Origin of the sequence: Ornithinibacillus bavariensis (assembly GCF_050433565.1) — a bacterium.
In the GTDB taxonomy this organism is placed as follows: domain Bacteria; phylum Bacillota; class Bacilli; order Bacillales; family Amphibacillaceae; genus Ornithinibacillus; species Ornithinibacillus bavariensis.
Genome location: NZ_JBNPWZ010000008.1, coordinates 63,191 through 90,056, shown reverse-complemented (window position 1 = coordinate 90,056; position 26,866 = coordinate 63,191). Strand labels below are relative to the sequence as shown.

20 protein-coding genes and 1 pseudogene are annotated in these 26,866 nt (G+C 35.9%); 1 reads left to right on the top strand and 20 read right to left on the bottom strand.

From position 1 onward, the window contains the following. Positions 1-100: 100 nt before the first annotated feature. From HNR27_RS13825 to HNR27_RS13770, 12 genes and pseudogenes are all read right to left on the bottom strand, one after another. On the bottom strand, positions 101-1,507 hold the full coding sequence (locus tag HNR27_RS13825) for a vWA domain-containing protein (protein ID WP_429340180.1): 1,407 nt from the start codon (positions 1,505-1,507) through the stop codon (positions 101-103). Between the two features lie 197 nt (positions 1,508-1,704). Beyond that, positions 1,705-4,515 (bottom strand): VWA domain-containing protein, encoded by a 2,811-nt coding sequence (locus HNR27_RS13820; RefSeq protein ID WP_429340179.1) that lies wholly within the window; start codon positions 4,513-4,515, stop codon positions 1,705-1,707. Next, a complete protein-coding gene (locus tag HNR27_RS13815; protein ID WP_429340178.1) occupies positions 4,499-6,304 on the bottom strand; it encodes a vWA domain-containing protein in 1,806 nt (601 codons plus the stop codon). Before HNR27_RS13815 ends, HNR27_RS13820 begins: the two co-directional genes overlap by 17 nt. A 4-nt stretch (positions 6,305-6,308) precedes the next feature. Continuing rightward, positions 6,309-7,187 (bottom strand): DUF58 domain-containing protein, encoded by an 879-nt coding sequence (locus HNR27_RS13810; protein WP_429340177.1) that lies wholly within the window; start codon positions 7,185-7,187, stop codon positions 6,309-6,311. 2 nt (positions 7,188-7,189) lie between these two features. Then, a complete protein-coding gene (locus HNR27_RS13805) occupies positions 7,190-8,188 on the bottom strand; it encodes an AAA family ATPase (RefSeq protein ID WP_429340176.1) in 999 nt (332 codons plus the stop codon). A 3-nt stretch (positions 8,189-8,191) separates the two neighbouring features. Further along, entirely contained in the window at positions 8,192-9,754 is a 1,563-nt protein-coding gene (locus tag HNR27_RS13800) for a hypothetical protein (protein WP_429340175.1), read from the bottom strand. A gap of 1 nt (position 9,755) precedes the next feature. Further along, entirely contained in the window at positions 9,756-10,601 is an 846-nt protein-coding gene (locus HNR27_RS13795) for an ABC transporter permease (protein WP_429340174.1), read from the bottom strand. Then, positions 10,598-11,536, bottom strand: a complete 939-nt coding sequence (locus HNR27_RS13790; RefSeq protein ID WP_429340173.1) for an ABC transporter ATP-binding protein — start codon at positions 11,534-11,536, stop codon at positions 10,598-10,600. Before HNR27_RS13790 ends, HNR27_RS13795 begins: the two co-directional genes overlap by 4 nt. Further along, positions 11,529-13,991, bottom strand: coding sequence for a DUF7408 domain-containing protein (locus HNR27_RS13785; RefSeq protein ID WP_429340172.1), 2,463 nt, complete (start codon positions 13,989-13,991; stop codon positions 11,529-11,531). The genes HNR27_RS13790 and HNR27_RS13785 overlap by 8 nt, the downstream gene beginning before the upstream one ends. Positions 13,992-14,166: 175 nt before the next feature. Next, positions 14,167-14,529, bottom strand: a pseudogene (locus tag HNR27_RS13780) (CAP domain-containing protein); the annotation flags it as partial. A 39-nt stretch (positions 14,530-14,568) separates the two neighbouring features. Then, positions 14,569-14,787, bottom strand: coding sequence for a LysM peptidoglycan-binding domain-containing protein (locus HNR27_RS13775; RefSeq protein WP_429340171.1), 219 nt, complete (start codon positions 14,785-14,787; stop codon positions 14,569-14,571). A gap of 134 nt (positions 14,788-14,921) precedes the next feature. Next, positions 14,922-15,581 (bottom strand): CPBP family intramembrane glutamic endopeptidase, encoded by a 660-nt coding sequence (locus HNR27_RS13770; RefSeq protein WP_429340170.1) that lies wholly within the window; start codon positions 15,579-15,581, stop codon positions 14,922-14,924. A 252-nt stretch (positions 15,582-15,833) separates the two neighbouring features. Between HNR27_RS13770 and HNR27_RS13765 the strand changes: the two genes are divergently transcribed. After that, positions 15,834-16,010, top strand: a complete 177-nt coding sequence (locus tag HNR27_RS13765; RefSeq protein WP_212919758.1) for a hypothetical protein — start codon at positions 15,834-15,836, stop codon at positions 16,008-16,010. Positions 16,011-16,146: 136 nt separating this feature from the next. On the opposite strand, the gene HNR27_RS13760 is transcribed toward HNR27_RS13765, so the two are convergent. The 8 genes from HNR27_RS13760 to HNR27_RS13725 all read right to left on the bottom strand — a co-directional run bounded on the left by HNR27_RS13760 (position 16,147) and on the right by HNR27_RS13725 (position 26,798). Continuing rightward, positions 16,147-17,010 (bottom strand): 5'-3' exonuclease, encoded by an 864-nt coding sequence (locus HNR27_RS13760; protein WP_429340169.1) that lies wholly within the window; start codon positions 17,008-17,010, stop codon positions 16,147-16,149. Further along, positions 17,010-20,642, bottom strand: a complete 3,633-nt coding sequence (locus HNR27_RS13755) for a dynamin family protein (RefSeq protein ID WP_429340168.1) — start codon at positions 20,640-20,642, stop codon at positions 17,010-17,012. The genes HNR27_RS13760 and HNR27_RS13755 overlap by 1 nt, the downstream gene beginning before the upstream one ends. A 76-nt stretch (positions 20,643-20,718) precedes the next feature. After that, positions 20,719-21,177 carry a CBS domain-containing protein gene (locus HNR27_RS13750; RefSeq protein ID WP_429340167.1) on the bottom strand — a complete coding sequence of 153 codons (459 nt, stop codon included), beginning with the start codon at positions 21,175-21,177 and terminating at the stop codon, positions 20,719-20,721. A gap of 365 nt (positions 21,178-21,542) precedes the next feature. After that, positions 21,543-23,072, bottom strand: coding sequence for an acyl-CoA carboxylase subunit beta (locus HNR27_RS13745; RefSeq protein ID WP_429340166.1), 1,530 nt, complete (start codon positions 23,070-23,072; stop codon positions 21,543-21,545). Positions 23,073-23,088: 16 nt separating this feature from the next. Continuing rightward, positions 23,089-23,871, bottom strand: a complete 783-nt coding sequence (locus HNR27_RS13740) for an enoyl-CoA hydratase (RefSeq protein ID WP_429340198.1) — start codon at positions 23,869-23,871, stop codon at positions 23,089-23,091. 165 nt (positions 23,872-24,036) lie between these two features. Further along, positions 24,037-24,249, bottom strand: coding sequence for an acetyl-CoA carboxylase biotin carboxyl carrier protein subunit (locus tag HNR27_RS13735; protein WP_429340165.1), 213 nt, complete (start codon positions 24,247-24,249; stop codon positions 24,037-24,039). An 18-nt stretch (positions 24,250-24,267) separates the two neighbouring features. Next, complete coding sequence (locus HNR27_RS13730) at positions 24,268-25,620, bottom strand: acetyl-CoA carboxylase biotin carboxylase subunit (protein WP_429340164.1); 1,353 nt, start codon at positions 25,618-25,620, stop codon at positions 24,268-24,270. A gap of 35 nt (positions 25,621-25,655) precedes the next feature. Then, positions 25,656-26,798: an acyl-CoA dehydrogenase family protein gene (locus HNR27_RS13725; RefSeq protein ID WP_429340163.1), complete on the bottom strand. Its 1,143-nt coding sequence runs from the start codon at positions 26,796-26,798 to the stop codon at positions 25,656-25,658. Positions 26,799-26,866 lie beyond the last annotated feature (68 nt).

The following is a 26,866-nucleotide window of genomic DNA, read 5'->3' as shown; positions in this document are numbered from 1 at the left end:
AAATTGACCAGAATGTTTATGGATCCATTAAAAAGCCTAGTTTGATTTATTGAGAAACTAGGCTTTTTTACTTTCCATTAGCATATTTTGTTTAGGCAGCTTATTCATTTTTAATGCTTTCCATTTCTTTCGTCCAATTGTCTACTCGCTCTTTGATCTCGTTAACTACTTGATCTATTTCTTCTATTTTTTTAGATTGTAAATCATTATTTATATCCATACTAGCAGAATACCTCTCCAACATCCGATCCTTGATAGTAGAACCTAACTCGGAGGTTACGAAATCCTCCTGATAGAGAATATTAATGGCAGTTTGAATACGGTCGTGTTCCTTTTGGATGAGATTTCTTATTTTCCAATACTCTTCCCCGTATCGATCCCTCTCAGCAATGACTTCCCACGGACCGGGAGCCTTCATATGTGCCCACACAAGATCTGCCATCGTAGGTAACCACTCATATTCAATCGTCTTCTGAATTTCATCAGCATTATTCGCTGAATAATATTTACCATTACCTGCTTCAGATACTGCAACTAACTGTTCTTCTGCTTTTTTGTCGACATTAAATCCAATGATATTAACGGTGCGTTCTTTGTTTTCGTTCGCAAACTTTTCAGCTTCTTTGACGGGATCACCATCACAGGTTTCAATACCATCACTAACAATATAAACTGTAATCGGTCCATCCATTTTACTACTCATTTTAGTTGCTTTATTAATAGCACCTGCTAGAGGTGTCCAACCTTTACTTTCAAATGTTGTTAATGACTTCTCAAATTCTTCAGCATCATAGCTGCCCATAGGATAAACCTCTTCAATTCCTTCACAGGAAAGCTTTTTATCTGTGTTCGATTCAGAACCTTTATGTCCATAAACAACTAATGATACGTCACTTTCTTGTCCAATAACATCAGCAAAACGTTTTACAGCATCTTTTGCGATGTCCATTTTGACCTCACCATTCACACTAAGGAGCATACTTGAGCTTGCATCTAGTAGAATGATTGCTTTTCCTATTTCTCCCTTGCTCTCTCCTTTGGTCACTTTTTTTGGATTTGGAAGATAAGGGTCTTTAAAGGAAGGCTTGAATGCTTCAGCTTTTTCAATTGCTTCCTTATAATTAGGACTACCTAACAATTTTATTACTTCGATAACGATTTCATTTGCATCATCTGTATTACTAGTAATTTTTTTTATTTGTGCCTGTAAATCAGAATCAATACGTGACATGAATTCATTTGTATCTGTTTCTAATTCCTTTTGCAGGGAAAGCTCCCCAACTAAAGTACCGCCTGGTTGATTCTTCAAATCTTCCAAAGTATTAGGTATCGCCTGGAACGAAGATTCTTCTGAATCAGTTCCTTTTTCTTGTTTAAGAGTATCCTTATCGATATCCTCTTTTTGTGTGACTTTAGGTTTTTCATCTTCTTTTTTAGTAGAATCCTTGCTACATGCTACTGTTAGGAATAAGAGACTAATACATAGTACTGTAAATAACTTGCGCAATGAATGACACTCCTTTTTTACCAGTTCTATTTATAGCTTGGCGTGAGGACTTGTATTCGTCAATATATCAAAGATACTATTTGTTTTATCGTATATAGGTCTTATGAACTAAATATTGTTACAATTATAACCACTTAGATGAATGAGAACAAAAAATAATCCCATCTAAGAACAATACCAGTAGATGGGATGTAGAATTAGTCTTTTGTTTTCCGATTTTTAGCCTCTAAGAGTCGTTTCATGCGTTCATGTTTGTCTGAGGAAGCTTTACTTGTCTTTGGAGGGCTATTAGATTGATTTGGTTTATTCTCTTTACTATCTTTCTTTGGAATATTTCTAGTATCTTCAATAGATTTCAGCGTATCTGACTTCTCGCGTTTCTTTACAGTAGCCTTTCGCAAATGCTCGAATGTTCGCCCACTCTTCCCTTGTTTATTTTCAATAGATTTTACTGGTTTAGCTCGAGAGTTGATTAGTCTGCCGAGAAGATGTTGTATTCCGAACCTACGAATAGCAATTTCTATAAAGAATAACAAAAAGGCTATAAGTAACAATGGCATATATATAGGCTGCTTCCCACTAGTTTTACGATCTACGTCGCGAAAGGCGTCCCCTGGGTTGTTTAATACTGTTCCATTGCTCAGTTCAGCTATTTCATGAAGTAGCTGCTGATTTTCGCTTACAAGTGCGAACTCTTTTGAATAAGGGACAACTACGCTCGTTTGATAGGTACTGGTCACTTGACCGTTCTCTAATTTAGATAAATTAATAAAATAAACTCCAGTATCAGCGTTAAAAGTAATCTCATGTTCTCCTGGTGCAGTTGGACGAATTTCCGACTGTAGCTCATTTCCTTTTTCATCAACCACGCTTACATGAAGTGGTAGAAGTTCTATTTCATCAGAGGTTACCTTTAACGTAACTTCCCTACCATTAATTTGTTCCTCAATGGCGTACAATTGTTGTTGATATGAAGGCAAGGTCCACGATAATACTTCATTCCATAGAATCGGCCAGTTTTCCCATGCTGGCCAATTTCCTGCCCATTCTCCTCTGACATCCGTAGTCCATGCTATTGTGTTGCCTAAACCATATTGCCATCGGATAAGGATTGGATCACCCTTTTCACTTTCTAGGATCTTTTCCGCTCTTGGTTTTGGCTCTGTTGCGATATAGGCATTCATTTCTGGAACTCCCTCCTGGAATATAAAATCCCAGTTTGTACCAGCGAAGAAGCTTGGATAAAAAGGATTATCCTCGATGTAGGTTCTAGTAGTTAGTACTGTCTCTCGTGAAAGAATACTAGGAATCGTGGAGGCATCTTGTACATCATAAAATCGCCCAGTGCCTTCCTCTGCAAGCTGTTCTAACAATCCTCGGTCGGCATCACTTCCAATAGCAACCGTTGATAAGGTAACATTGTTCTCTATTCCCTCGTTAATAAGTTCGAAATAATCGTTATTCGTAGCAGATTGCCCATCGGTTAAGAGAATGATATGTTTCCGTTTTAGTTCAAGTGGTTCAAGCTGTTCATAAGCTAGTTGTAAAGCTGGGAAAATCTCCGTACCTCCCCCCTCTATGATTGATCGAATCTTCTCTGACGCTTTTTCTTTTTCACCGATTACATCTGTATCTATAATTTGCCAAGGTTGATCATCAAAGGCGATAAACCCAAATGTGTCTTTTTCTCTTAGTAGTTCAACAGAGCGAGCAGCAGCCTCCTTCGCTAAATCCAGCTTATAGCCTGCCATACTTCCAGAACGATCTAAAACAATCACCATCCCTAAGGAAGGTAACTCTTTTCTGCCTTTTAAATCCATTTCAACAGGAAGTAAATCTTCAATAGGTGTCTTAAAATAGCCACCTAAACCATAGCTCTGGTTTCCACCGGTCATCATGAACCCAATCCCAAAATCCTTTACAGCACTTTCGATAACCTCCATCTGTTCCCTTGTCACATCTGTTGCTGAAACATTACTAAATATAATCGCTTCAAAATCTAGTAACCCAGTAAGTGCTGTGGGAAGCAGGTGTGGTTTAATCGTCTCCACTTGTAAATTAGAGGATAGGAATACTTGTTCAAGATTTTTACCTTCACCCTCTTTGCCCTCAACTAAAAGAACAGTCGGTGTCCCCTTTACATTTGCGATGGCATAACCAACATTATTTTGTAAGATACTATCGTCTTCCGTGATAACATCTACTTGAAAGCTATGTGTTCCTGTGGAATCAATGAAGTAATCAAATGTATAAGCATTTTTCCCTTGTCTGACAGAAACTTGCTCATCAATAATAACTTCATTATTTTTTCTAATTCGTACCCGACTAGTTGCATCATGAGTGCTAGACAGTACTAATGACATCGTGACTTCTTCACCTAAATATAGATTATCCGGTACTTGAAAATCTTCTAATACGATATCTTGTTCTACGGACACAGAGAATGGGATGACATCAACTGATATTCCCTGTGAGCTTAATAGATTTACTTGTCGTTTCACATCTCCCATATTTTCGTTACCGTCACTTAGTAATACTATTCTCCCTTTAGAATTTGAAGGAAGGAGACTTGCAGCAAGTTGAAGCCCTTCTTCTAAATTCGTATAAGAGGTTTTTTCGAGTGCTTTAGGCGCTAGGATTCCTTTATCTCGTGATGATAACGTTTGTAAAACTTGTCCTTCCTCTGCAACTGATACAATCGCAAAACGATCGTCCTCATTCATGTGTTCAATTGCTTCTTCAATTGCCCCAAACATGATATCTTCTTGATTTCGTACGCTTTCAGAATGATCTACTACGAAAACTGTTGTAACACCTTTAACTGAAAACGTTATATTTGGCATACAAAGTGCAAAGATAACGAGAGTAAATACGATAACCCTTACGGTCAATATAGCTCGCTTTTCTAGTTTTGAAGTTAGTTTAACAGTTCTCCAATATAGAATTAATAGACAAATTACTGGAATATACAACAGGAGGGATAAGGGCTTGTCAATTTGAAATCCCACGACGATATACCTCCCATTCAAGTAGTAAAAGTAAGAAAGCAATAAAAACTAGCCACGGCCAAATTTCGTTAGGGTTTTTTTGGTCTTTTGAATTCGTATTATGTTTGGATTGAATGGAAAAACGTTCACTTGGCTTTATATATTTATCTTGTTGGTCAATAGATACTGCAAAGAGCTTTTCCGATATCGATTTCCCATTGTACTCTAGAACTCGATATAAACCTGGAAATCTAGGGGCTTGAAAGAAACTATTATTCATATCTAAGGAAGTAACTTTTTTCCCTTCTTCCGTAACAATCTTACTTTCTGTCCCAACTGCACTGTGAGAAAATTCAACAGGTTCCAGCGGTTTTACGTACCCAAGCGTCTCCTGATTTTCTGTTAAATAGTTCATAACATTATATAGAAAAATAGGAAAGCTTGCATGTAGTGGCCAATCCGTATCTGCAATGTCAAATCCAAGAAAAACAATTGGATTGCCTTGGTAGTTTCCTTTACTGATCAAGGGAATATCTCCACTTGTAAGGATGGTGTCAAACTCCTCATCTTGATAAGACGCACTTGATTGGATATAGACCTCATCCATATTAACAAATTGAAAGATTGGATCCTGTTTGACCACTTGAGGACGGATAGTTAATTCTTTCTTTTCGGCAACCTGAAAAGTTCCTCCAGTCAGTGGTGATAGAATGAATAATGGTCCATTAGGCCATTCCTTTTCTGGTAATTGTTCGACTATAAATATTCCGTTCTTCTCCATTCCTTCTTGATCGGATTTCATTTGTACGATATCATTGCTAAGGTAATTTAATACCTTCGTGATAAATGGATTTATATCCCCAATTAAATAAAACGATGGCTTTGACTCTGTAGCTAAAAATGCAATGGCAGTATTATCAGCTTCATAATTATCTACAGTTGTAATCATTGCTTTATAATACGGTTTAACAGGCAAATCCGGAAGAGAAAGTTGATGCAGCTTTCCTGGTTCGACTATGTCTTGAATTTCTTGGATAATCTTTCCTTCACTTTCTATCGTAATCCGAACAAGCTGTTCTTCTTCATCTTCATTATAAATAGTGAGTAGCCCATGAACGGTACCGTCTTTTTCTGCTACTCCAAAATTGTGTAATGAAATATTTTTTGTAGTTATCCCTACATTGTTGACGATCAAATCTCGAGATAAATTAAGATCGTTCACATCGGCCTTATTTACACGATCTGAAAAAACATGAATTTCCCCGGTAGTATCAGAAAGTAATTGATTTGCTACCTGTATAGCCTTCCGAACATCAGCGTGTTGATAGCTGGAAGTGACTTCACTTATCATTGATTCCATCTTTTGCTTTGACGTTTCATTAGCTAGCAATATTTTAGGTACGTCTTCAGCAAGAATAATGCTTAATCTCTGGTTATCTAAGTGATCAATGAGGTTTAATAATTCATTCTTTGCTAAATCAAGGCGAGTTAAGTCACCTTCCTCTGTTGTCATCGAAGCGGAGCTATCTAATACCACTACAATATGCTCCCCTGACAGTTCAAGATATGACCAAAACGGCCTAGTAATGGAAAGCATTAATAGGAATAATATGAGAAGCTGTAAATATAGCAGAATATGGTTTTGTAGCTTTTTCCACCATTTTGTAGCCTGCCATTCGCGCATTACCTGCTGCCATAAGAGAGTTGATGGAATTATTTGATTTTCATACTGTTTACGGAATAAGTAAAACAAGACAGTAATAACTAAAAATATACTAAGTAGGAAATATATTGGAGCTATAAATTGCATGGAATCACCTCACCTGGATCCACCCTTTTGCAATCAATTGACCACAAATGATGTCTTCTAAGGAATCATCTGTCTTACATTGGATAAAATGGATGCCCCGTTCATAGCATAACTTTTGAATTAACTCTGTGTGACTTGATAAGCGCTGTTGATAGCTGTTTTTTACCGCTGTACTCATGGTTACATGAATCGTTTCACTAGTCTCGCTATCAATTAATTGTAAATCCCCTTGGTAAACTGGTCGTATCTCCTCATGTGAAAGGATTTGAACAACATATAACTCTTGTTTGTAGGCTTGTAATTTCTTTAAGGCATTTTCTATTAAGTCGTACGGTTCCAATAAATCACTGATTAATATTGAAAAACTAGATTTCGGTTGTATCATTTTTTGTAGAGATTTAGAAAAGCTATTACTCGTATTGCTTGATTGTATCTTTTCGGCATATTGAACAAAGCGATTTGCGAATGCTCGTCCCTTTTTATATGTAAAAGGATGATTTGGTGCACCGATAGGGAATATGCCAACTCGATCATCCGCACAAAGTGACATATACCCCAGTGAAGCGGCAATTGCTTTAGCAAAAGCCCACTTATTCGGAAGAACAGCCATCGACTTCGTACAATCAAGATAGATGGACACAACTAACTCCTGTTCATCTAGGAAACGTTTAATGTAGTGCTTATTTGTTCGAGCAAAAACATTCCAATCAATTTGTCGCAGATCATCACCAGGCTGATATGGACGAAAATCAGAAAACTCTAGAGAAGTACCCAGCCTATTAGATCGTCGAGTCCCTTTATGATGTCCCCTTTTCATAGTTTTAGATTGCAAGCGGTACATTGGCAAGCGATACATTAATGTACTAGTTAGTAGCTCTTTCATCGTCAAGATTCTCCAATGGAAGCAAGTATATCTTCCATTATTTGGTCACTCGTGAAGCCATTAGCTTCCCCTTCGAAATTCATAAAAAGGCGATGACGAAGTACCGGTTTTGCTGCTTGCTTAATATCACCAGTTGATACATGATATCGTCCAGCACAAAGTGCACGAACCTTTGCAATCTTAATTAAGGCTTGTAACCCACGTGGCCCAGAGCCATAACGTACATATTTTTTGACTGATTCAGGTGCTTGTTGCTCATCTGGATGTGTTGCCATTATTAATGCTATCGCGTAATCAATCATTTCCTCTGATATGAGTATTTCTTTTCCTAGATTTTGAATTTCGATGATTCTATTTCTGTCGATTACTTTACGCACCTTTGTTACTTCCGTTCCTGTTGTAAGATGGACAATTTGCTTTAATTCTTCTTTTGAAGGATACTCGACGTATAGTTTCATCAGAAAACGGTCCATCTGTGCTTCGGGTAAAGGATAGGTTCCTTCTAAATCTAGTGGATTCTGAGTAGCCAGAACAAAAAAGGGTTCTGGTAGCTGCTTCGTTTCGCCCATTACAGATACGGTTTTTTCCCCCATTGCCTCCAATAGTGCGCTTTGAGTCTTCGGTGTTGCTCGGTTAATTTCATCCGCTAATATAATATTTGAGAATACCGGTCCTTTATGAAAAGTAAACGCTTGTCTTTTACCATCCTCAGTAGGTTCGATAAGCATTGTCCCCGTAATATCGGATGGCATTAAGTCAGGTGTAAATTGAATTCGAGAAAATTTTAAATCGATTACTTCTGATACTGTTCGCACAAGCATTGTTTTACCAAGACCAGGCAATCCTTCTAGCAAAGCATGCCCTCCCGAGAAAATTGCCCAAAGTACTTGATCAATTATAGCTTGTTGCCCGACGATAAATCTTGCAATCTCACGCTTTAGTTCATTGATTTGTTCAGCTACTTCCTGTAATTGCTTCTCTTTTGTTTCGATATTTAGCACAACCTATTCCCCTCTCGGATTTAAATCACTAAAATAATCCTTTACTACATCCTCTAAGTAGGCTGGTAATTGTAGGCGGTCAACACTTTTGCGATAGGAATCAGCATATTGTCCATAAACTCCCTCATAGGATCGAACAGATCCCTTTAATATTAGCCCATCTGGTGTCTTTTGCATTTCGCTGCTCCCTTTTCCCAATTCCCCAAAATCACTCTCAATTGACTTCTCGCTATCTATTCTTTCTGGGATAGTAAGCTTACGTGAGCCTTGACCCAATCCGGCACCAGAACCCACACTATTATTAGCCCCGCCATTTCCACCTTTTCCATTTCCTGAACTAGAGCCTGAGCTACCATTTGAGCTGTTACTTGAACTACTGCTTTCTCCAGTTCCATTTCCTGTATCAGCATTTTGCCCATTGTCTTCATTACTATCATCGTTCTCCCCATTCGTTTGACTCGGGTTACTAGATTTACTCTGTGGACTAAAGGCTAGCTCTGTTGTACTTGTCATTCCATTATCGTTCATATTTTTATGAAGCTTCGTAGCAATATCCTGAATTTGTTGCTGTAGAGATGCAATTTTCCCCAAGGCGTTCACACTATTTATAAGACTTTCCAATTCATTTTCCAGTTTAGCTAGTAATTCTTCCAATTGCTCATCGGTCAGCTCATTCAATTGCTGAATATCCTCATTCAGTAAGTTAGATATTAAATCTTCTAATGCTTTTTGTTGTTCAGGGGTTAGAGTAGACACATTATTTTGCATAATATCTTTTAAGGCACGCTTCATATTTTCTGAATCAGCTTGTTTAAATGCATCTGCTAACTTATTAAGGCTCAATGCTTCTTGTGCCATTTCCTTTAATAATTGCGCTTTTTTCATTGCGTCCTGCTTATCTTTTTCAAGTGTTGTTTCTTCCTGGAGTAATTTCTTTAATAGTTCTTCACTCTCTTTTATTTTGTCCGTCTGTTCTTGTAAATCTTTTACTCTATCTTGTTTCTCAGTTGATGCTAATTCTTTTATAGCTTCTCTCGTCTCTTTAACGATCTCTTGTTCTTTCTCTTTTTCTATTGCCAGATTCATGGATTCAGCCGGAAATATAAACGCAGCTACAATGAATAAACTCAATAAGCCTATGATTAATAGGTGCCCAGAGTTGAATAACTTCTGCTTAGCAGCTTGAAGTGCTGGGATTTGATTTTTCATATGTGAAATAGCGTCTTTTCGCTGTAATTGGCTTAATGGATCATCTCTTTGCAAAAAGTGAAGTGCTGTTTTTACACGATCCTCCTGGACAAACTCATCAAAGTAACGCGCTGCATCACGAAGCGATGGCCGTTTTATAAGAGAGATTGCGGTAACAATAATTAGTGAAATAAAAGCAATGATTCCTAAAATATCGGTTAGATGTGTAACAACCACGAATCTAGCTAATACGACAACTAAGAACATGGAACTGCCTGCAATTAAACACCATCGTTGGATAAAATTTAAAAAATGTTTAAGATAAAGTTTTCGCTTAGCAGTCTTTATAAGTGCTAAAAACTGTTGATAATCATTCATCTTATCCAATCCTCTTTTGAGCCTTCATTTTTGGCCGTAGTTTTTTGATGCTAATGCCTATTGCTAGGACACTAAATAGTACATAAATAATGATAAAACTTGCCATTAAAGGAAAATCTATTCCTGATAATCGTTGAATTTCATCTGTCAAATAGGATTCAAAGTTTGATAATAAAATAAAAAATGGATTAAACATTGCTGTTAAGTATGGAACAATTGACTGGCTATATTGTTGATACATAAATAATTGACCAATAATGGTTGTTAAAAAAGCAGTACCTCCTGCTAGAAAAACAGTAACCCCATACGTGACAATAGTAGAGATAATCGTTTTACGAATTAAGGTAGAAAACATGACACCTAAACTACCAATAGTAATCATCGTTACGAGATAAATGCAGAAAGTTGAGATTAATAAGCTTGGTGACACACCACCGAACAAGAACACAATACTATACAAAGGCAGAGAAGCAATCATCATTAATAATAAATATGAAATGGACGAAACTAATTTGCTAATAATAATCGATACAGATGATTGTGGAGTTGTTAATAATATATTCAATGTTTGTCTTTCTCGCTCACCACTAATTGCTCCTGATGTAAGTCCTGGTGTCATAAATAGAATCAAAACCATTTGAACAAAGGATAGTACTGTGAACATCATACGACTTTCCTCTGGACGAAAAATCGCAGCTTGACCATACATTGTTGAGACAATAATAAAGCCTAAAGCCACTAAGCCAAGGGCAAATAAATAGAAGATTACCCCTAAAAATCCTTTAAACGAGCGAAAACGGAGCTTGATTTCTTTATTTAATACTGGGTTTATCCATAAAGATTTCATGAAAAATCTACTCCCTTCGTAATTTCTAGGAATACATCCTCAAGATCTGTCTCCTCTTGACCAAAGCTAATGATTTGTAGTCCGTTACTAACCGCCTTTTTTAATAATTCTACTTGTTCTGCATCCGTACCAGAATATGAAAAGGTAATTGTATCGTCATGCTTGTCGTTCCTTGAAAGATTTGAAATTTTCGGTTCATCTTCAAAAAACACAATAGCCTTTTCCAAATCAGCAGTTAATTTAACATGAATAATTTTATTTGCTTTCAGTTGGTTTTGTATCGATGTAACAGAGCCTGAGGCGACTAACCTTCCATTGGTAATTACGCCAATTTCATCACACATCTCGGCTAACTCGGGTAATATATGGGATGAAATTAATATGGTCTTCCCCATATTCTTTAATTCCTTTAATATTTCTCTCATTTCAATTCTTGCCCGGGGATCCAGACCTGATGCAGGTTCATCTAAAATTAATACCTCTGGGTCATGTATAAGTGAACGTGCCAAACATAGACGTTGCTTCATCCCTCGTGACAATACATCCACATATTCATTCTCTTTATGAGATAAATTAACTAGCTCTAATAATTGTGGAATGAGGATCTCTCTTTCATGCTTAGGAATCCCATAACTAGCACCATAAAAATCAAGGTACTCTACTGTTTTAAATTGATCATATACACCGAAGAAATCTGGCATGTAACCAATATGATTTCGAACCTTTTTAGGCTCTCTTGTAACATCATAGCCGTTAACATAGGCTGTTCCTGACGTTGGAGCAAGTAAAGTTGATAGAATAGAAAAGGTTGTAGATTTCCCTGCACCATTATGTCCTACAAAGCCATAGACTGTACCCTTTTCAATCTTTAAATTTAAGGTATCTAATGCTGTAAACGAACCATATTTTTTCGTTAAGTTAACTGTTTCAATCATGGTCGTACTCTCCTTTCAATTCGAGAGTAGGAACATAAACCTGTGGATCCGTATCATTGTTTTTCTCAAATGTTATGATAATTGCTCCTTCATCAGTAATAAATTCATTGACATTCTCTTCAAATGTCACACGATTATCATCTAATGTGATATATTCCTTCTCCTTCGCATTATATATTTGAAAACTATTTCCATTTCCTGAAGAAAGTCTGACCATTAAATTACGTAACGAAATATTATCCATATTTATTTGTACCGGTATTTGGTATGTAAGCTGGTATTTACCATTTTCTACATCAACAAAGTTCTCGGCATACAATAATCCATTATAATGAATGAATCCCGTATTCGATACTATACTTAGTTTTGGTGTCATGCTTTCACTTTTTAACACAAATTCCCCACCCTTAAGAGACTTAATTTGCACATCTACTTGTTGTGTAAAAAGGGTTAATGCACTAATATCTGCTTGCTTACTTGTTGAAACAACCTCTGTCATCGATTTAGATGTATACCCTGCTATTAATGGACGATTTAAATCCTTCTGATGAATATCGTAAGTCATTAACATATCAAGCATTTCAAATTTCTTCCATTCCGTCAGAGACTCTTTATCTTTTGGTCCTGGACTTCCCCCATATGGAGAACTATTATGTCCAGGGTAGAGTGACGAAGCAATAGAAGTACGCGGTGCACCAATTAAATTTTGCATTTCATTATTTTTATTGTTAACTTCAATATTAACCTCAACTGTTTCACCGGCTTTTAGTTTACCGAGTTCATATACCCTTGAGCCGCTTAATAGATATACTTCCTCTAAATCGACTTGAAGAGAATTCGTAACAGAACCTAGCATTTTATTATCTACTATTTGTAAGTCAGTGTTTAGCTTACCAGATTCTATTCCTTGTATTGGTCCCATAGCTGAACGTGTAGACCAATATTCCACATTGGTAAAGGTAATCTTCGTTTGTTTTCTACCTTTTTCTATCATAGGATACTCACTAAACGAGCTAGTGTCATCAAAACCATAAATGTTAATTGGTAATGGCTGGTACTCTATTGGTTTAATCGTAATTGGATAGTCTCCTCCACTATTCGTTAAAATAGAAAATGCACTATATCCATTAGCCATACCTTCCTCGTCAATGGATACTAGGCTAATATTATTCATCTGTGTACCCTCTAATCTATCATTAGCGCCAACAATAAAAATAGCAATACTAGATAATATAGAAACTGCTGGGATAATAATCCAGGAAATTTCACGTTTATCTATTTTTTTTAATAGAAAGTACAGCCCTGGAATTACTAAAACTAAATAGAGGACAAATAAGATTACTAATGCCTCTACGGGTATAAAGGATGAAGGATACATTTCAACAACATTTCCTAAGCGGCTGGAAAGCTCTTCTAACATGTAGAGCTGTTGTCCACTCAGGTCCTTATCAACAGCCTTTTGTAAAAATTCAGACCAAAAAGACGGATAACTATCCCATTTAATTAAGGTATCACTTCCAACATCAAAGGAAAATTGGGTTACTTCTCCTAAACCGTAGTTTTTTGTCATCACCATAGGTAAAGAATGATCTGCATATAACACTTGCGTATCTTCTACTAATATTCCTTTATTTATTTCAACTTGACTAAAATTAGGTATTTCTCCCTTTTCACTATCTTTAGTTGAATTTAAGAAGTCCAAATTTTCGAAAGAGGTTTGATCGTTTATTTGTAGTAGAAAAAGCTCTTGTAAACCTTTATGCTGTTGAAGTGAGGGGTCACTTCCTAACATCAAATGTCCACCAGCTCTGACCCACTCTTTTATAGCTATGATTTGTTCATCTGAAAGCTTAGAGGCATTATAATTGTTGATTAGGATTACATCAAATACCTCTAACGCTGTGGATTCATTTGCAATATTATCCTCTGTAATCGTTAAGAATTCTGTTGCTTCACCGTTATAACGAGAAGCTTTTAGTGCATTTAATGAATCAGGGGAGTCTGTTAATGCTCCAATGACTAGCCGATTATCAGGGAAAATAGTTGGCATTAGGTTTATATTCCCTTTTAACTTTATTTCTTTCCCTCTTTCCCAGCCACCTTCAAAAAACTTTATAAATTGCTCCTTATTATTTGTTGGATAGTAGGAATAGTAATCATTGAATCCTGGTGAAGCTATAGTAATAACACTCTCTTCTCCTTTAGATAACTCTATTGGAACAACGTTATTGCCTAGCATATTATAATTTGGACCCGCAAAAAATACTAGATCACCAGTAACTGCATCCCCTTCATTTTTAATTTTTACAGTCATTGGAAAGCCTTTTCCTATTTGTACTTTCCCATTAACCCCATATGTAACCGTTACTTCAATGCTTTCCTCTGCTGAAATGGAAAACGGTATAAGAAATAAAAGGATACTTAAAACCATCACTCTTCTAACAAATGAACCCACAATAATCCTCCCAACTAAACGTACTTTTGCTTCTCTGTAACATTATTGTAAATTAACTATAACATTTTGAAAACTATATTTATATTAATTTACAGATATTTCTGTCCCCATTTATTGAGAATAAAAAAGTCCAATTAGTTTTAACCTAATTGGACTAAAGATTGTCATTTATACCTTATGAGCCTGTAAACTCCTGTACCCAAACACCATTATAATAACCAACTCCAATTGAATCGAAATTTGGATTTAATATATTTGCCCGATGTCCAGATGAATTCATCCAAGCATTCATTACTTCTTGTGGTGATTTTTGCCCCTTGGCAATATTCTCACCAGCAGTTCGATAACTAATTCCAAATGTCTTCATCATATCAAATGGAGAACCATAGTTCGGACTATTGTGTGAAAAGTAATTAGAGTTAACCATATCCATTGCTTTTTTCTCTGCCACATTTTTAAGGTCAGCCCTGTGTAACAAAGATTTAAGCCCTTGTTTAGCTCTTTCCTGATTGACAAGCTGTGCTACCTGCTCTTCAAAGGTAGTTGGGCTTGAAGCAGTTGCTCGTAATCGAATAACTTAACCTATTTGCATATTAGTTGGTACAACAGTTGGATTTAAGCGCATTAATTCACGATAATCCAATCCATACCGTTTTGCAATAAACCAAAATGTATCACCTTTAGACACTTTGTAGAAGTCAAATGGTGGTTCTTTAAATGTTTTGCTTTGTGCACTTATACCTATTGGTAAAACTAGCATGAACACAATAAACAAGGGAAAAAGTCGTTTCAACATTTTTTAGTCACCCCAGGTGTAATTTATTTGTTATCCCCTGCTTCTATTTTTTCTTATGCCCATATACTAATACATTGTTTTTCTTGGAATTTTTTTGAAGAAATCCTTTTCATTTCAATTTATATCGTTAGAACTTAATAAAAAAATGTTAACCCTATTAAAATAATCATTATATCAGCACAAATATGAATCATCCAAGAAGACCAAATGGTTTGGCTTTTTTCATTTACTTTGTGAAAAATCAAACCGATAAGCCATAGCCCGATAAAACATAGTGCAATAATCAGTGGCTTAAACCATAGGAAGATCATGGGAATGTGATAAGAAGCAAATAGTAAGGGACTAAAAATATATCCAATCCTTCTTGGTAAGTTAAAAAAGACAAATCCCCTAAAGAAATACTCCTCAATAAATGAATTTCCGAACGTGACATACAGACCTACTAATATATATGTTGATGCTGTTATTCCTAATCGATCAGTTAAATCACTTTTTATTGAATCGAGTTCAATAATTGGTAGGAAAATTAAATAAGCAGCTAAAACAATAAAGGCAGATGTTAATCCTAGAGTTATAATTTTTTTCCACTCTTTTAATGTTATCTTTTTAATACTAATTACATCACGAAATCGAAAATCCTTAAACATAATTATGTAAGCAAAAATAATAAGGAAAAACATCGATATTTTACAAATCGTTTTTATTCCATAATTAATCTCCATACCATGCTCTATAAATGCTAATAAACAACATACTAGTGTAGTGCTTACGATAATATACAATATTTTTCTCATGTTTATCCCCTTTTGTTCCTAATAATTAGAATTTTACTAGTAAATGAAGTATTGACTAATTATCCCATAAATTCTTATGACATGACAATATAATCCAAGGTTATCAGAAAAATGTTATAAAAGATGAATTAATATAGAGAATCGGGGAAAGATACTCTTGTAAAGTGAAATCACTTACTTAACATCTGCTGAGAAATGTAATCAGATAAAAGTAAGAAAATTTCACTAAAAACAATTACAGGAGGGCTACAAATGGCGAAAAACAACAATCGCAACAACAACAACAACAATAATCGTAACAACAATAACAACGATAATGTTGAATTTGCGAACGAGTTTCTAAACGATGATTTAGACAACAACAATAACAATAACGATCGCAACAACAACCGTGACAACAACAATCGCAAAAATAATCGTAACAACTAATTGAAGTTTTTCGGATTGGAAAGCTATCCATTCACCACATGAGTTGGTGAATCCCTTGGTTACAATGAATAGAACATCGTTTTTTCTAGCTAATGCTAAACAAAAACCTGTATTTCAACATACAGGTTTTTGTTCTCTATATTAATTTAGCTAAATTTGGAAGTTCTAATTCCTCAAAACGCTGTATTACGCTTTCTCGATTGTATTTCCATTTTGCTTCATCTAAATTAAACTCAATAGGCACATCACAGCGAATTTCAGCGAGATTCCTGGAAAGATGTAACATGTCCATGTTTGCCATTAGTTTAGTCTGAACTCCCTTCGGTAACTTGTCCAGATTTTCTAATAATCCTTCAATCGTATCATGTTCCTGCAAAAGCTTAATTGCAGTCTTTTCTCCGATTCCCTTCACTCCTGGATAATTATCAGATGTATCCCCCATTAAACCTTTTAAATCTATAATTTGTTTTGGGCTTAATCCTTTCTTCTCATAAAAGTTATCCATCGTGAATACTTCATAGTTTCCTTGACCTTTACGCATGATTGCTACATTTACGCCTTGTCCAACTAGCTGGAGAATATCTTGATCACCTGTTAAAATAAGCACCTCATTTTCCGTTGACAACTGCTTTGCAAGTGTACCGATACAATCATCTGCTTCATAATTTTCAATACCAATATTCGGCATTTCGAATGCATCCACTACCTCTTTTACTAAGTCGAACTGTGGTATTAATTCCTCTGGTGGTGCAGAACGATTAGCTTTGTACGCTTCATACATCGTAGTTCGAAAGGTCTTACTACCCATATCCCAGCAGCAGATAACATGTGTTGGCTGAAATGTATCTACAGCGTCCAGTAGGTAACGAAGAAATTGATATATACCGTTCGTGGGAACTCCTCTTTCATTTCGCATAAAATTTCCTCGGAAGGATGTTGCAAAAAATCCACGGAATAATAGTGCCATTCCATCGACTAATAGTATTGATTGTTGCATCATTAAACCACCTTATTTTTATTTAAGCTAGCTAAAATTTCGTTTACTTTTAAATGTTTAGCTGTTAATAATTCTGAATCAATTGTGTTATCAACAAATGCTGTATTGCTTGCTATATAATCGTTTATTTCCTTCATGAATTCAGCTTTCATTCTTTCCACTAAACTACTCCATTGTTTACCATAATCATTTACCATATAAACCTGAACATCGCGAACGTATTCTTCAATGAAAGGAGCTAATAATTCATAGAGAGAATCCTTCATTTTTTCCTTTTCATTTTTCTCAAAGAAGGCCTTTGTTCCTTTAAATAATGAAAAAGCAGATTGGAATATCGATAAATCAATTTTTTGTAAGGCCTGGTGGTATTCTGGTGTTACCCAGTCTATTTCCTTAGAAATGGATAAACGAAACTCCTTTTCTATTTGATTAAATTGATACTGATAGCTCTCTCTACATTCCATAAATTGTTCATTTAAATAGGATTCGACACGTAATGATACTGCTCTTGCCTCCTGTAGAAGTTCAAATCCTGTATAGTCTAATAAATCCAACATATTTTTTTCTAGCTGGCGCATAGCTTTTCTACCAGATTCAGTTACGGTTGTTGGATTAAAATAATCTTTGAAAATATCATGAAAACGAATTCCTATTCTCTCGCCTACATAGTGCAATTGCTTCTGAATCTTTTGTCGTATTCGCTCTAGGTATAGGTTACCCGGATCTGTTTCAGCTGCTAGTAGTAAATCCTTTTTCTTTTCTTGTAATGATATCTTATAGGAGGCTTTTTCCATTTCATCTAAATTAGCTTTTTTTATCATATGGGATAGTTGTTGACCTACCCTTTCTAGGTCAAAGATTGCAGCACTTACAGCTATTTGAGATAGTTCATTTTCTAGGAAGGCATAAAAGTCATTCTCAAAAGTAGCAATTTGCCTATTTAAAGGTTGGTTAGTCAATTTCTCTTCTAGTGAAATTTTACTTGATACTGGATATAGTCTCGGGTTTCGGATTCCAAATTTAAGTAGCTGATCTTTAACATAATTTAGGACAAGATTTAGTTCTGGTTCATCTTGAGCTAAGTCCGCAGCATTAACGAGAAAGAACATTTTATCCATCTGGAAAGCATCCTTTACACGACCAAGCTGAGTGACAAAGTCCTTATCCGCCTTTGTAATCGCGTGATTATAATAGGTTACGTAAAGTATAGCATCCGCATTTTTTATATAATCAAACGCTACGTTCGTATGTCTTGCATTGATTGAATCTGCTCCAGGTGTATCAACCAATGTAATTCCTTTTCGAGTAATCGAGCAGTCATAATAAAGATCAATCGACTCTACAAAGCATGCTTTCGATTCATCTGTTACATAGGATGCAAATTCCTGTAATTGAATAGTCTTATTTTTTCCGAGCACTGCTTGATGTTCTGAATACCCTTTTAATAAGGCCTTTAAATAAGATTGATACAAATGATTGAGCTCTGGATGGTGTTGTAATTTATTTTCACTTATCCAATTAACTAATTCAGTTAGATTATTCGTATTAGGAGGGGAAAAATGCTTTACCATTCCAAGTAAATCTTGTAGTAAAGTCTCCTCATTCTTCAAATGAATGCTAACCGTACCATGTGAAAACTCCTCTGATACTGGAGCAATTCGATTTATTACTGCAGTCGTTGGATTAGGAGAGGATGGTAAGATTCCTTCTCCAATCAAAGCATTAGCAAAGGATGATTTTCCTGCACTAAATGCTCCAAATAATGCAATCGTATATTGCCTGTGTTCTAGCTTTTCTTTTTTAGCAGACAGCTCATTTAGGACGGAAGTAAATATATCTGTTCCAGTAAAGGTTTGAATTGTTTTATCAATTGCATGTATTACTTGTTGAACATTTGGGGCATTTGCTACTAAATGACCTTGAATATTGTTCTTTCCATCCTTTGATTTTATTTCTTCTTGTTTTTCAAGAATTTCTACACCCTTTTTAAACGTTCTTGGTGCTAATTTTATTTTTATCAGCTCAACCGTTTCATCTAGTACCGTTGGGTGTTCTAATTGTTCATCCAAATATAGAGCCTTTTCTTTAAATTTCTCTTTAACATTATTGTATTGTTTATGAGCTAGTAATACATTGTTATATTGCTGTAATTCAGCCTCATATCTCTGAAGAGCTAACTCACTATCCTTCTTAAGGAAATCCATGATACTAGATAATAATTCTTTAGATGCCTGACGATATTTGTTTTTTATAAATTGACCTAGTTCATTCGTATAATTTAATACATAGTCCCCATTAACCTTTGCACCCGTTTTTACTAATGACAATAAATCATCTTCAGTTAGTGAAACGGTTAATTGCTGAGTCAAATTGTATAAGGATTGCTCTGGAATAGAATAGGCTTTTAATAGCTCACTGAATTTTTCTCGAAGCTTCCATTCAATATTTGCCCTCATCGTCTCTTCTAAATTCTTCAAGAAAATTCCTGTTCGCCTGTCCTTTTCTTCATCCGTTTTTCTCTTTGCATTCAAAAAGCCAATCTTAAAATCCTTTTGCTGAGACTCTAAAAAGCTTTCTGCATAATCTCTCACAATTGCAGGCATCAGATACGCATTTTTCAAGGTCTGATCCATATCATGTAAAAAAGCATTTGAAAAAGCTTTGGGGCGAATTTTTATTTGATTTACAGAATCTCTAAGCGATTCCATTTGGATGAAAAGATTTTCATCGAAAGTGTTATCTGCTAATAAGTTAGCAATCTCCTCATTCTCTTTCTCTTGTAAATATTCCTTATGGCTCACAATGAGATTCTTAACAGCTGCATCAATTCGAAGTGTTCTTTCATCATGAAATAGACTATAAAGCTCCTTTTTCACATCCTCAAACTGATTATAAGGTGAATCTGTTTGGACAAGTGAGGTAAAATATGTTGCTCGGGGAGACAAATCCCATTGTTCAAACGTTTGTTTTACACTCTCTTCAAAGGATTGAAAGGATAATTCCTTTTCATTATGTTTATCCACTTGATTAATAATTACGTAAAAAGGTATATGCATTGCTTGAATCGTTTGCAAAAATTGTAAATTCACTTCGGATTGGACATGGTTATAGTCCATTACATAAAACAATATATCAATCAAATGTAGAGATGATTCGGTAATTAGTCGATCTGTGTCGTCTGCAGCATCAATACCAGGTGTATCGATAATGGCACATGAGCTGGGGATAATTGAATTAGCTGTGCTAATTTCTATTTTCTTAATAGTATCCTTATCCTTGCAATATTCTTTTATCATGTCTAAATCATATGGTTCTTCATACTCGGTCGGTTCTTCATGATGAAAAAATACACGTGCTACACCTTCTCCAGATGTCAATTTAACGATATTTGCACTTGTTGGTATAGGACTCTTTGGTAAAATCTCACTGCCAACTAACGCATTTATCATAGAAGACTTTCCAGCAGAAAAATGTCCTGCGAAACTAACGACATATTCATTATTTTGCATTTTTTGATATAGATCTACTACTTTTTCAGCATTTATTAGATCCCCATGGTCATTTAATACATGGTATATCCCAGTCAAATTATGAAAAGTTAATACCGTTTTATTCTGTTCCGTTGCCCTCAACATCATAAACCCCTTTGCCAAAACTTATACATTAATTATAACGTATTCCCCAAAACTATGACATAGCTAGTTTTTTCTATTATTGTATAAGATGATTAGTAATATGACGAAGTAAATCTCCCCTACTTATCACACCTACTACACGGTGACTATCATCTATAACAGGTATCTTTTTAAAATGATAACGTGCAAAAATCTGTAGTGCTTCATCTAGTTTATTATTGGGATGAAGTGTTTTTAAGTCTCTCGTTCTCATCATCATTTTAACCGGGTTCTTTAGTGCGTACGTTAGCTTATCTACTAATTCCTCACGATCACTAAATAAAATAACTGAGAACATATCAAATACATTCCGGTTACTAGGCTGAAGATATCGTATTACGTCACCATCACTTATTACACCAACTAACACATTATCATTGTTAACAACTGGGACTCCACCGATTTTGTTGTTGACAAGAATTTGTAGAAGTTCTTTAACTGTCGTATCTTCTTTTACACTGATTACATCAGAAATCATAAAATCTTGTATTTTCATATCCTTATCACCATCTTCAATAATTAAATATTATTTTTTATAACCTTAATTTATCATTTAGGCATTGCTTCGATTTGATGGTTATAAATTGATGTATCTATTCCAAGTTGAGAATTTCATATTGCTTTTTTGAATAGACCATCACCATTAACTTCCCCTTTTTTCTCTTTTTCACTATAATTTCATCTCAACTTAGATATAACACAAAATAGTTTAAATTGTGAATTAGGTTCATTGGTTTACATAATAAAATTATGGTTAATTTAATTCCGTTTTTCTTCTGTTCGTATAAGTATTAATTAAAAAATAATTTAGATAGTAGTTCATTGAAAAGAGCCTTGGAAAATCCAAGACTCTAAAATTTATTATACAGGATAGACACCATGTTTACGTTCAGTAAATATCACGTTCTTCGCATCGTAAATACGATAACGATTAATTAACTCTGCTCTTAAGTTATTAGGCTCGATGATGGCATCTATGACCATTTCACTTGCTAGACGATAAATATCAATATCACTTCGATATTCATCTTGTTTTTCTTGTATGAAGCTAGCCCTTTCTTCCTCTGGTAATTCAGCAATTTTATTTGCATATACTGCATTTACTGCTGCTTCAGGACCCATTACAGCAATCTGTGCAGTAGGTAAAGCAATACAACAATCTGGTTCAAATGCAGGACCAGCCATTGCGTATAAACCAGCTCCATATGCTTTACGTACAACAACTGAAATTTTTGGTACCGTTGCCTCACTCATGGCAGCAAGCATTTTTGCCCCATGGCGAATAATCCCTGCACGTTCAACCTTTGTACCTATCATGAATCCTGGGACATCCATTAAGAATAATAATGGGATATTAAATGCATCACATAATTGAATAAATTTTGCAGCTTTATCTGCCGAATCTGGGAATAGTACTCCGCCCTTCATTCGCGGTTGATTTGCTATAATGCCAACTGACTTCCCATCCATTCGAGCGAGTCCAGTAATTAACTCTGGAGCAAACTTCTTTTTAATTTCGCAGAAGCTATCCTCATCAATGATGCGATTAATAAAATCATACATATTAAATGGTGCATTCTGATTCTCTGGTATAATTTCCTCCATGCTTTTTTCGAATTCTTTTGCATTCTTCGCTTCCCAAGCCCTCGGTTTTTCACGGAAGCTTTTCGGAAAATAGGTTAAATAATTTCGAGCATATTCGATAGCTTCTGGTTCAGTTTTCACTAATACATCGCCAACACCGGAGACTGAGCAGTGCATTTTTGCTCCACCCATTTCCTCAAGTGTTACTTTTTCCCCGATAACCTTTTCCGCCATCCGTGGTGATCCGAGGTACATGGAAGCATTACCATCAACCATCACAACTATATCACAAAAGGCTGGAATATATGCTCCGCCAGCTGCTGATGGTCCAAATAATAAGCAAACCTGTGGCACTCTTCCAGATAGCTTTATTTGATTATGGAATATTCGTCCAGCGCCTCTTCTACCAGGAAACATTTCAATTTGATCGGTAATACGTGCACCTGCAGAGTCTACCAAATAAATAATAGGTAATTCTAATGTTAGCGCAGTTTCTTGAATACGGAGAATCTTTTCCACCGTTCTTTTTCCCCAGGACCCTGCTTTTACAGTAGAATCATTCGCCATCACACAAACATCCTGACCGTTTATCTTACCGATACCTGTCACAACACCATCAGAAGGCAATGAATCATCTATACAGTTTGCGAAAAATGCATCTTCTATATCAATATTTTCATCAAATAAAAGCTCCAGACGTTTTCGGACAAATAATTTACCTTTTTCTTCATTTTTTTGGTGGTATTTTTCATGTCCACCCTTTTCTATTTGGCTTATACGCTTTTGTAGTTCATCTACATATGACATGGATAAACCTCCTATTTTATTCTCCTCGATACACTGGTAAACGCTTTTCCCTAAATGCCTCTAATCCCTCTACTCTATCCTTGGTTGGAATAGTTTGTTTATAGCATTCATGCTCTATTACTAATCCAGAAGGTAAATCCACTTGCATTCCTTGGTTAATAGCTGATTTCGCCATTCGTAATGCTATGGGACCATTTTTAGCAATAGACTTTGCCAAGGAAATTGTAGCCTCTAACAGATCATTCTTTGAAATAATCTCTTCCACTATCCCATAGGTTAATGCTTGTTCTGCTGAAATCGCCTTTGCGGTATAAATTAATTGCTTGGCACGTCCTAAACCTATTAATCGAGGTAAACGTTGTGTTCCACCAGCACCTGGAATAATTGCCAAGGATGTCTCAGTCAACCCTAATTTAATATCGTCTGCTGCTATACGAATATCACAAGCAAGCGCTAACTCCAATCCACCACCAAAGGCTACACCATTTAAAGCTGCTATGACAGGTACTTCCATTGCTTCCAATTTTGAAATGGTTTTTCCGATATAAGAAACAGTCTCGATTACCTGATCATCTGACATTCCTCTTCTTTCCTTTAGGTCTGCACCAGCACAAAATGCCTTCTCACCTGATCCAGTAACAATAACACAATGAATGGTTTTATCCTGATTGACCCTATCTATCATTACATTTAACTCATCTAATAGCGCTTTTGACAAAGCATTCGCAGCGTCACTCCTATTCAATTTTACAAGGGCGATATGATGATCTAGTCTTTTTAATTCTACTAAGGCCATAATGTAAGTACCCCCTAAATGCGTATAAAGACTGAGTCAGTGCTATTTTCTCAACAATTAATACGATGTAATATTATGGAGGAACCAATCCGTTCCAAAATATACTACGCTGAATAAGAAATTCATTTGATGTTGAATGGATTTAATAGCATATTCCAACTTCATATTTTACTCAATCACTGCAATTAAATCGCCTTCATTTACAAAGTCGCCTTCTTGTACCTTTATTTCTTTTACAATACCGCCATCCTCTGTAGCAATTGGAATTTCCATTTTCATCGATTCTAAAATGACAATATCTTGATCAGCTTCGACCGCTTCTCCCTCTGTCACGACTATTTTCCAAACATTACCCGCCATCATTGCTCTTACTTCTTCCATCCTTATTTCCTCCTTCAGTTACTTCCTTTTTAGTGGTCTAAGATAATCTACTATAAAGCTTGTTGTTGTATTACCTGCTTGATATTCATGATGTTGCGCAATCTCAAGTAATAATGGGATGTTCGTCTTAATTCCTTCGACCTTTGTTTTTTCTAATGTGTGTATAAGTAATTGAATTGCTTCTTGTCTTGTATTGCCTTTAACAATAAGCTTACTAATCATTGGGTCATAAAAAGGTGTTACTTGATAATCACTAGTAACTGCAGACTCAAGCCGGATATTCTCTCCTTTAGGTATATCAAATACTGTTATATGTCCAGGAGATGGGAAAAAAGTATTTGGATCCTCTGCGTAAATTCTAGCTTCAATTGCATGACCCTTAATGGTTAAATCTTCTTGCTTAAAAGACAAGCTATTACCATTTGCTATGTTAATTTGTTCCGCTACAATATCAATACCAGTAATTTCTTCCGTTATTGGGTGTTCAACTTGAATTCTAGTATTCATTTCAAGAAAGTAATAATTTTCGTTCGCGTCTACTAAAAATTCAATCGTTCCAGCATTGGTATACCCTAGAGCTTTAGCTGCGTTTACTGCAGCCTTTCCCATTCGTTGACGAGTGGTCTCCGATAGAAAAGGAGAGGGTGCCTCTTCAACAACCTTTTGGTTTCTTCGCTGGATGGAACATTCCCGTTCAAACAAATGCACAGCGTTCCCAAACTTATCTGCTAATATCTGTATCTCTATATGACGAGCATGATCAATCTTTTTCTCTAAAAACATTGCTCCATCACCGAAAAAGCTCTCCGCCCGCTTCGCGTTATTCTCAAATGCCTTAAGTAGCTCTTCATCGGAATGTACCACTTGCATACCAATACCGCCACCACCTGCTGAGGCTTTCAGCATAATAGGATAACCAATACTTTTAGCAACTTCAATTGCTTCCTCTTTCGAATGAACTGCATCCTCCGTCCCTGGCACTATTGGAATATTAGCCGCTTTCATTGCTTTTCTTGCTTCAATCTTACTACCCATCATTTCCATCACTTGACTAGTTGGGCCGATAAATATAATGCCAGATGCTTCACATTTTTCGGCAAAACTACCATTTTCACTCAAAAAACCATAACCCGGGTGAATCGCATCTGCACTACAGCTTTTGGCTATATCTAATATCCTATCAACGTTTAAATAACTCTCATTCACCCTTGCAGGACCTAAAAGATAGCTTTCATCAGCCATTTGTACAAATGGTGCTGCTTTATCTGCCTCAGAATAAACGGCAACGGATGAAATTCCTAATTTTTTACACGTTCTCATAATCCTTACTGCTATTTCGCCTCGATTGGCAATCAGTATTTTCGAGATCATCACTTCACCCCTAACCATATCAAGAAATCTAGTTTCTAACAGCCTAACTGTCTAGCAATTACTAGTCGTTGAACTTCTGATGTTCCCTCACCGATTTCAAGTAATTTAGCGTCCCGTAAATATCGTTCAACCTCATACTCACGCATATATCCATAACCACCATGTATTTGAATGGCCTGATTGGCTGCACGGAAAGCTGTTTCAGTTGCAAATAATTTTGCATAGGCGGATTCTTTCGTAAATGGTTGGTCATTATCCTTCAACCATGCTGCTTTATACACCATATTTCGAGCAAGCTCCACCTCCATTGCAATATCAGCAAGCTTAAATTGAATTGCTTGGAAGCTCGAAATAGACTTCCCAAATTGCTTTCTTTCTTTAGCATATTGTAAGGCTTTTTCTAGGGATGCTTGAGCAATTCCAAGTCCTAAAGCAGCTATAGAAATTCTTCCACCATCCAGCGTGTATAAGAATTGACTAAAGCCTTTATCAGGATCGCCTAAAAGGTTCGTTCTTGGAACACGTACATTGTCTAAAACTATTTCAGCTGTGTCTGAACCACGAACACCCATCTTATCATAATTACTTGTTATTTTGACTCCTTCCACATTCGTCGGAACAATAATAGCGGAAATAATATTTCTACCTTTTTCATTTTTACCAGTAACTGCAGTAACAATTAACGTTTCGGCATAGCTTGCATTCGTAATAAAGCATTTTTCTCCATTTATGACAAAATCATCACCATCGATGATTGCAGTCGTTTTAGTTCCTCCTGCATCTGATCCGGCATTTGGTTCTGTTAATCCAAATGAACCCAAGGCTTTTCCTTCTGCAAGAGGAGTTAAAAATTTCTCCTTCTGCTCTTCTGTTCCAAAATAATATATTGGGCTTGCACCAAGAGATACTGCTGCAGCATAGCTTAAACCAGTACTACCACAAACACGGCCAATTTCCTCTACAGCAATAGCGTAGGATAATGTGTCGCCACCTGAGCCACCATATTTCTCTGGGAATGGAATCCCTAGTAAACCAAGCTCACCCATTTGTTTAAAAATATCCAAAGGAAACTTAGCTTCCTTATCAATCTCAATTGTTCTGGGCTTAATTACTTCTTCAGCAAAATCTCGAACCATTTTACGAATCATGGATTGTTCTTTGGTTAAATTAAAATCCATATGTTTCCCTCCTAAATCAGTAGATAGACCGACTGGTTGGTCTGTAAAAATAGAAAAAAGTGTTACTA

Coding starts and splice junctions, on each gene's coding strand:
- HNR27_RS13815 (WP_429340178.1), bottom strand. CDS start 6,304: ATGCAATTTATAGCTCCAATATATTTCCTACTTAGTATATTTTTAGTT.
- HNR27_RS13810 (WP_429340177.1), bottom strand. CDS start 7,187: ATGAAAGAGCTACTAACTAGTACATTAATGTATCGCTTGCCAATGTAC.
- HNR27_RS13800 (WP_429340175.1), bottom strand. CDS start 9,754: ATGAATGATTATCAACAGTTTTTAGCACTTATAAAGACTGCTAAGCGA.
- HNR27_RS13795 (WP_429340174.1), bottom strand. CDS start 10,601: ATGAAATCTTTATGGATAAACCCAGTATTAAATAAAGAAATCAAGCTC.
- HNR27_RS13790 (WP_429340173.1), bottom strand. CDS start 11,536: ATGATTGAAACAGTTAACTTAACGAAAAAATATGGTTCGTTTACAGCA.
- HNR27_RS13775 (WP_429340171.1), bottom strand. CDS start 14,787: ATGTTGAAACGACTTTTTCCCTTGTTTATTGTGTTCATGCTAGTTTTA.
- HNR27_RS13770 (WP_429340170.1), bottom strand. CDS start 15,581: ATGAGAAAAATATTGTATATTATCGTAAGCACTACACTAGTATGTTGT.
- HNR27_RS13765 (WP_212919758.1), top strand. CDS start 15,834: ATGGCGAAAAACAACAATCGCAACAACAACAACAACAATAATCGTAAC.
- HNR27_RS13760 (WP_429340169.1), bottom strand. CDS start 17,010: ATGATGCAACAATCAATACTATTAGTCGATGGAATGGCACTATTATTC.
- HNR27_RS13755 (WP_429340168.1), bottom strand. CDS start 20,642: ATGTTGAGGGCAACGGAACAGAATAAAACGGTATTAACTTTTCATAAT.
- HNR27_RS13750 (WP_429340167.1), bottom strand. CDS start 21,177: ATGAAAATACAAGATTTTATGATTTCTGATGTAATCAGTGTAAAAGAA.
- HNR27_RS13745 (WP_429340166.1), bottom strand. CDS start 23,072: ATGTCATATGTAGATGAACTACAAAAGCGTATAAGCCAAATAGAAAAG.
- HNR27_RS13735 (WP_429340165.1), bottom strand. CDS start 24,249: ATGGAAGAAGTAAGAGCAATGATGGCGGGTAATGTTTGGAAAATAGTC.
- HNR27_RS13730 (WP_429340164.1), bottom strand. CDS start 25,620: ATGATCTCGAAAATACTGATTGCCAATCGAGGCGAAATAGCAGTAAGG.
- HNR27_RS13725 (WP_429340163.1), bottom strand. CDS start 26,798: ATGGATTTTAATTTAACCAAAGAACAATCCATGATTCGTAAAATGGTT.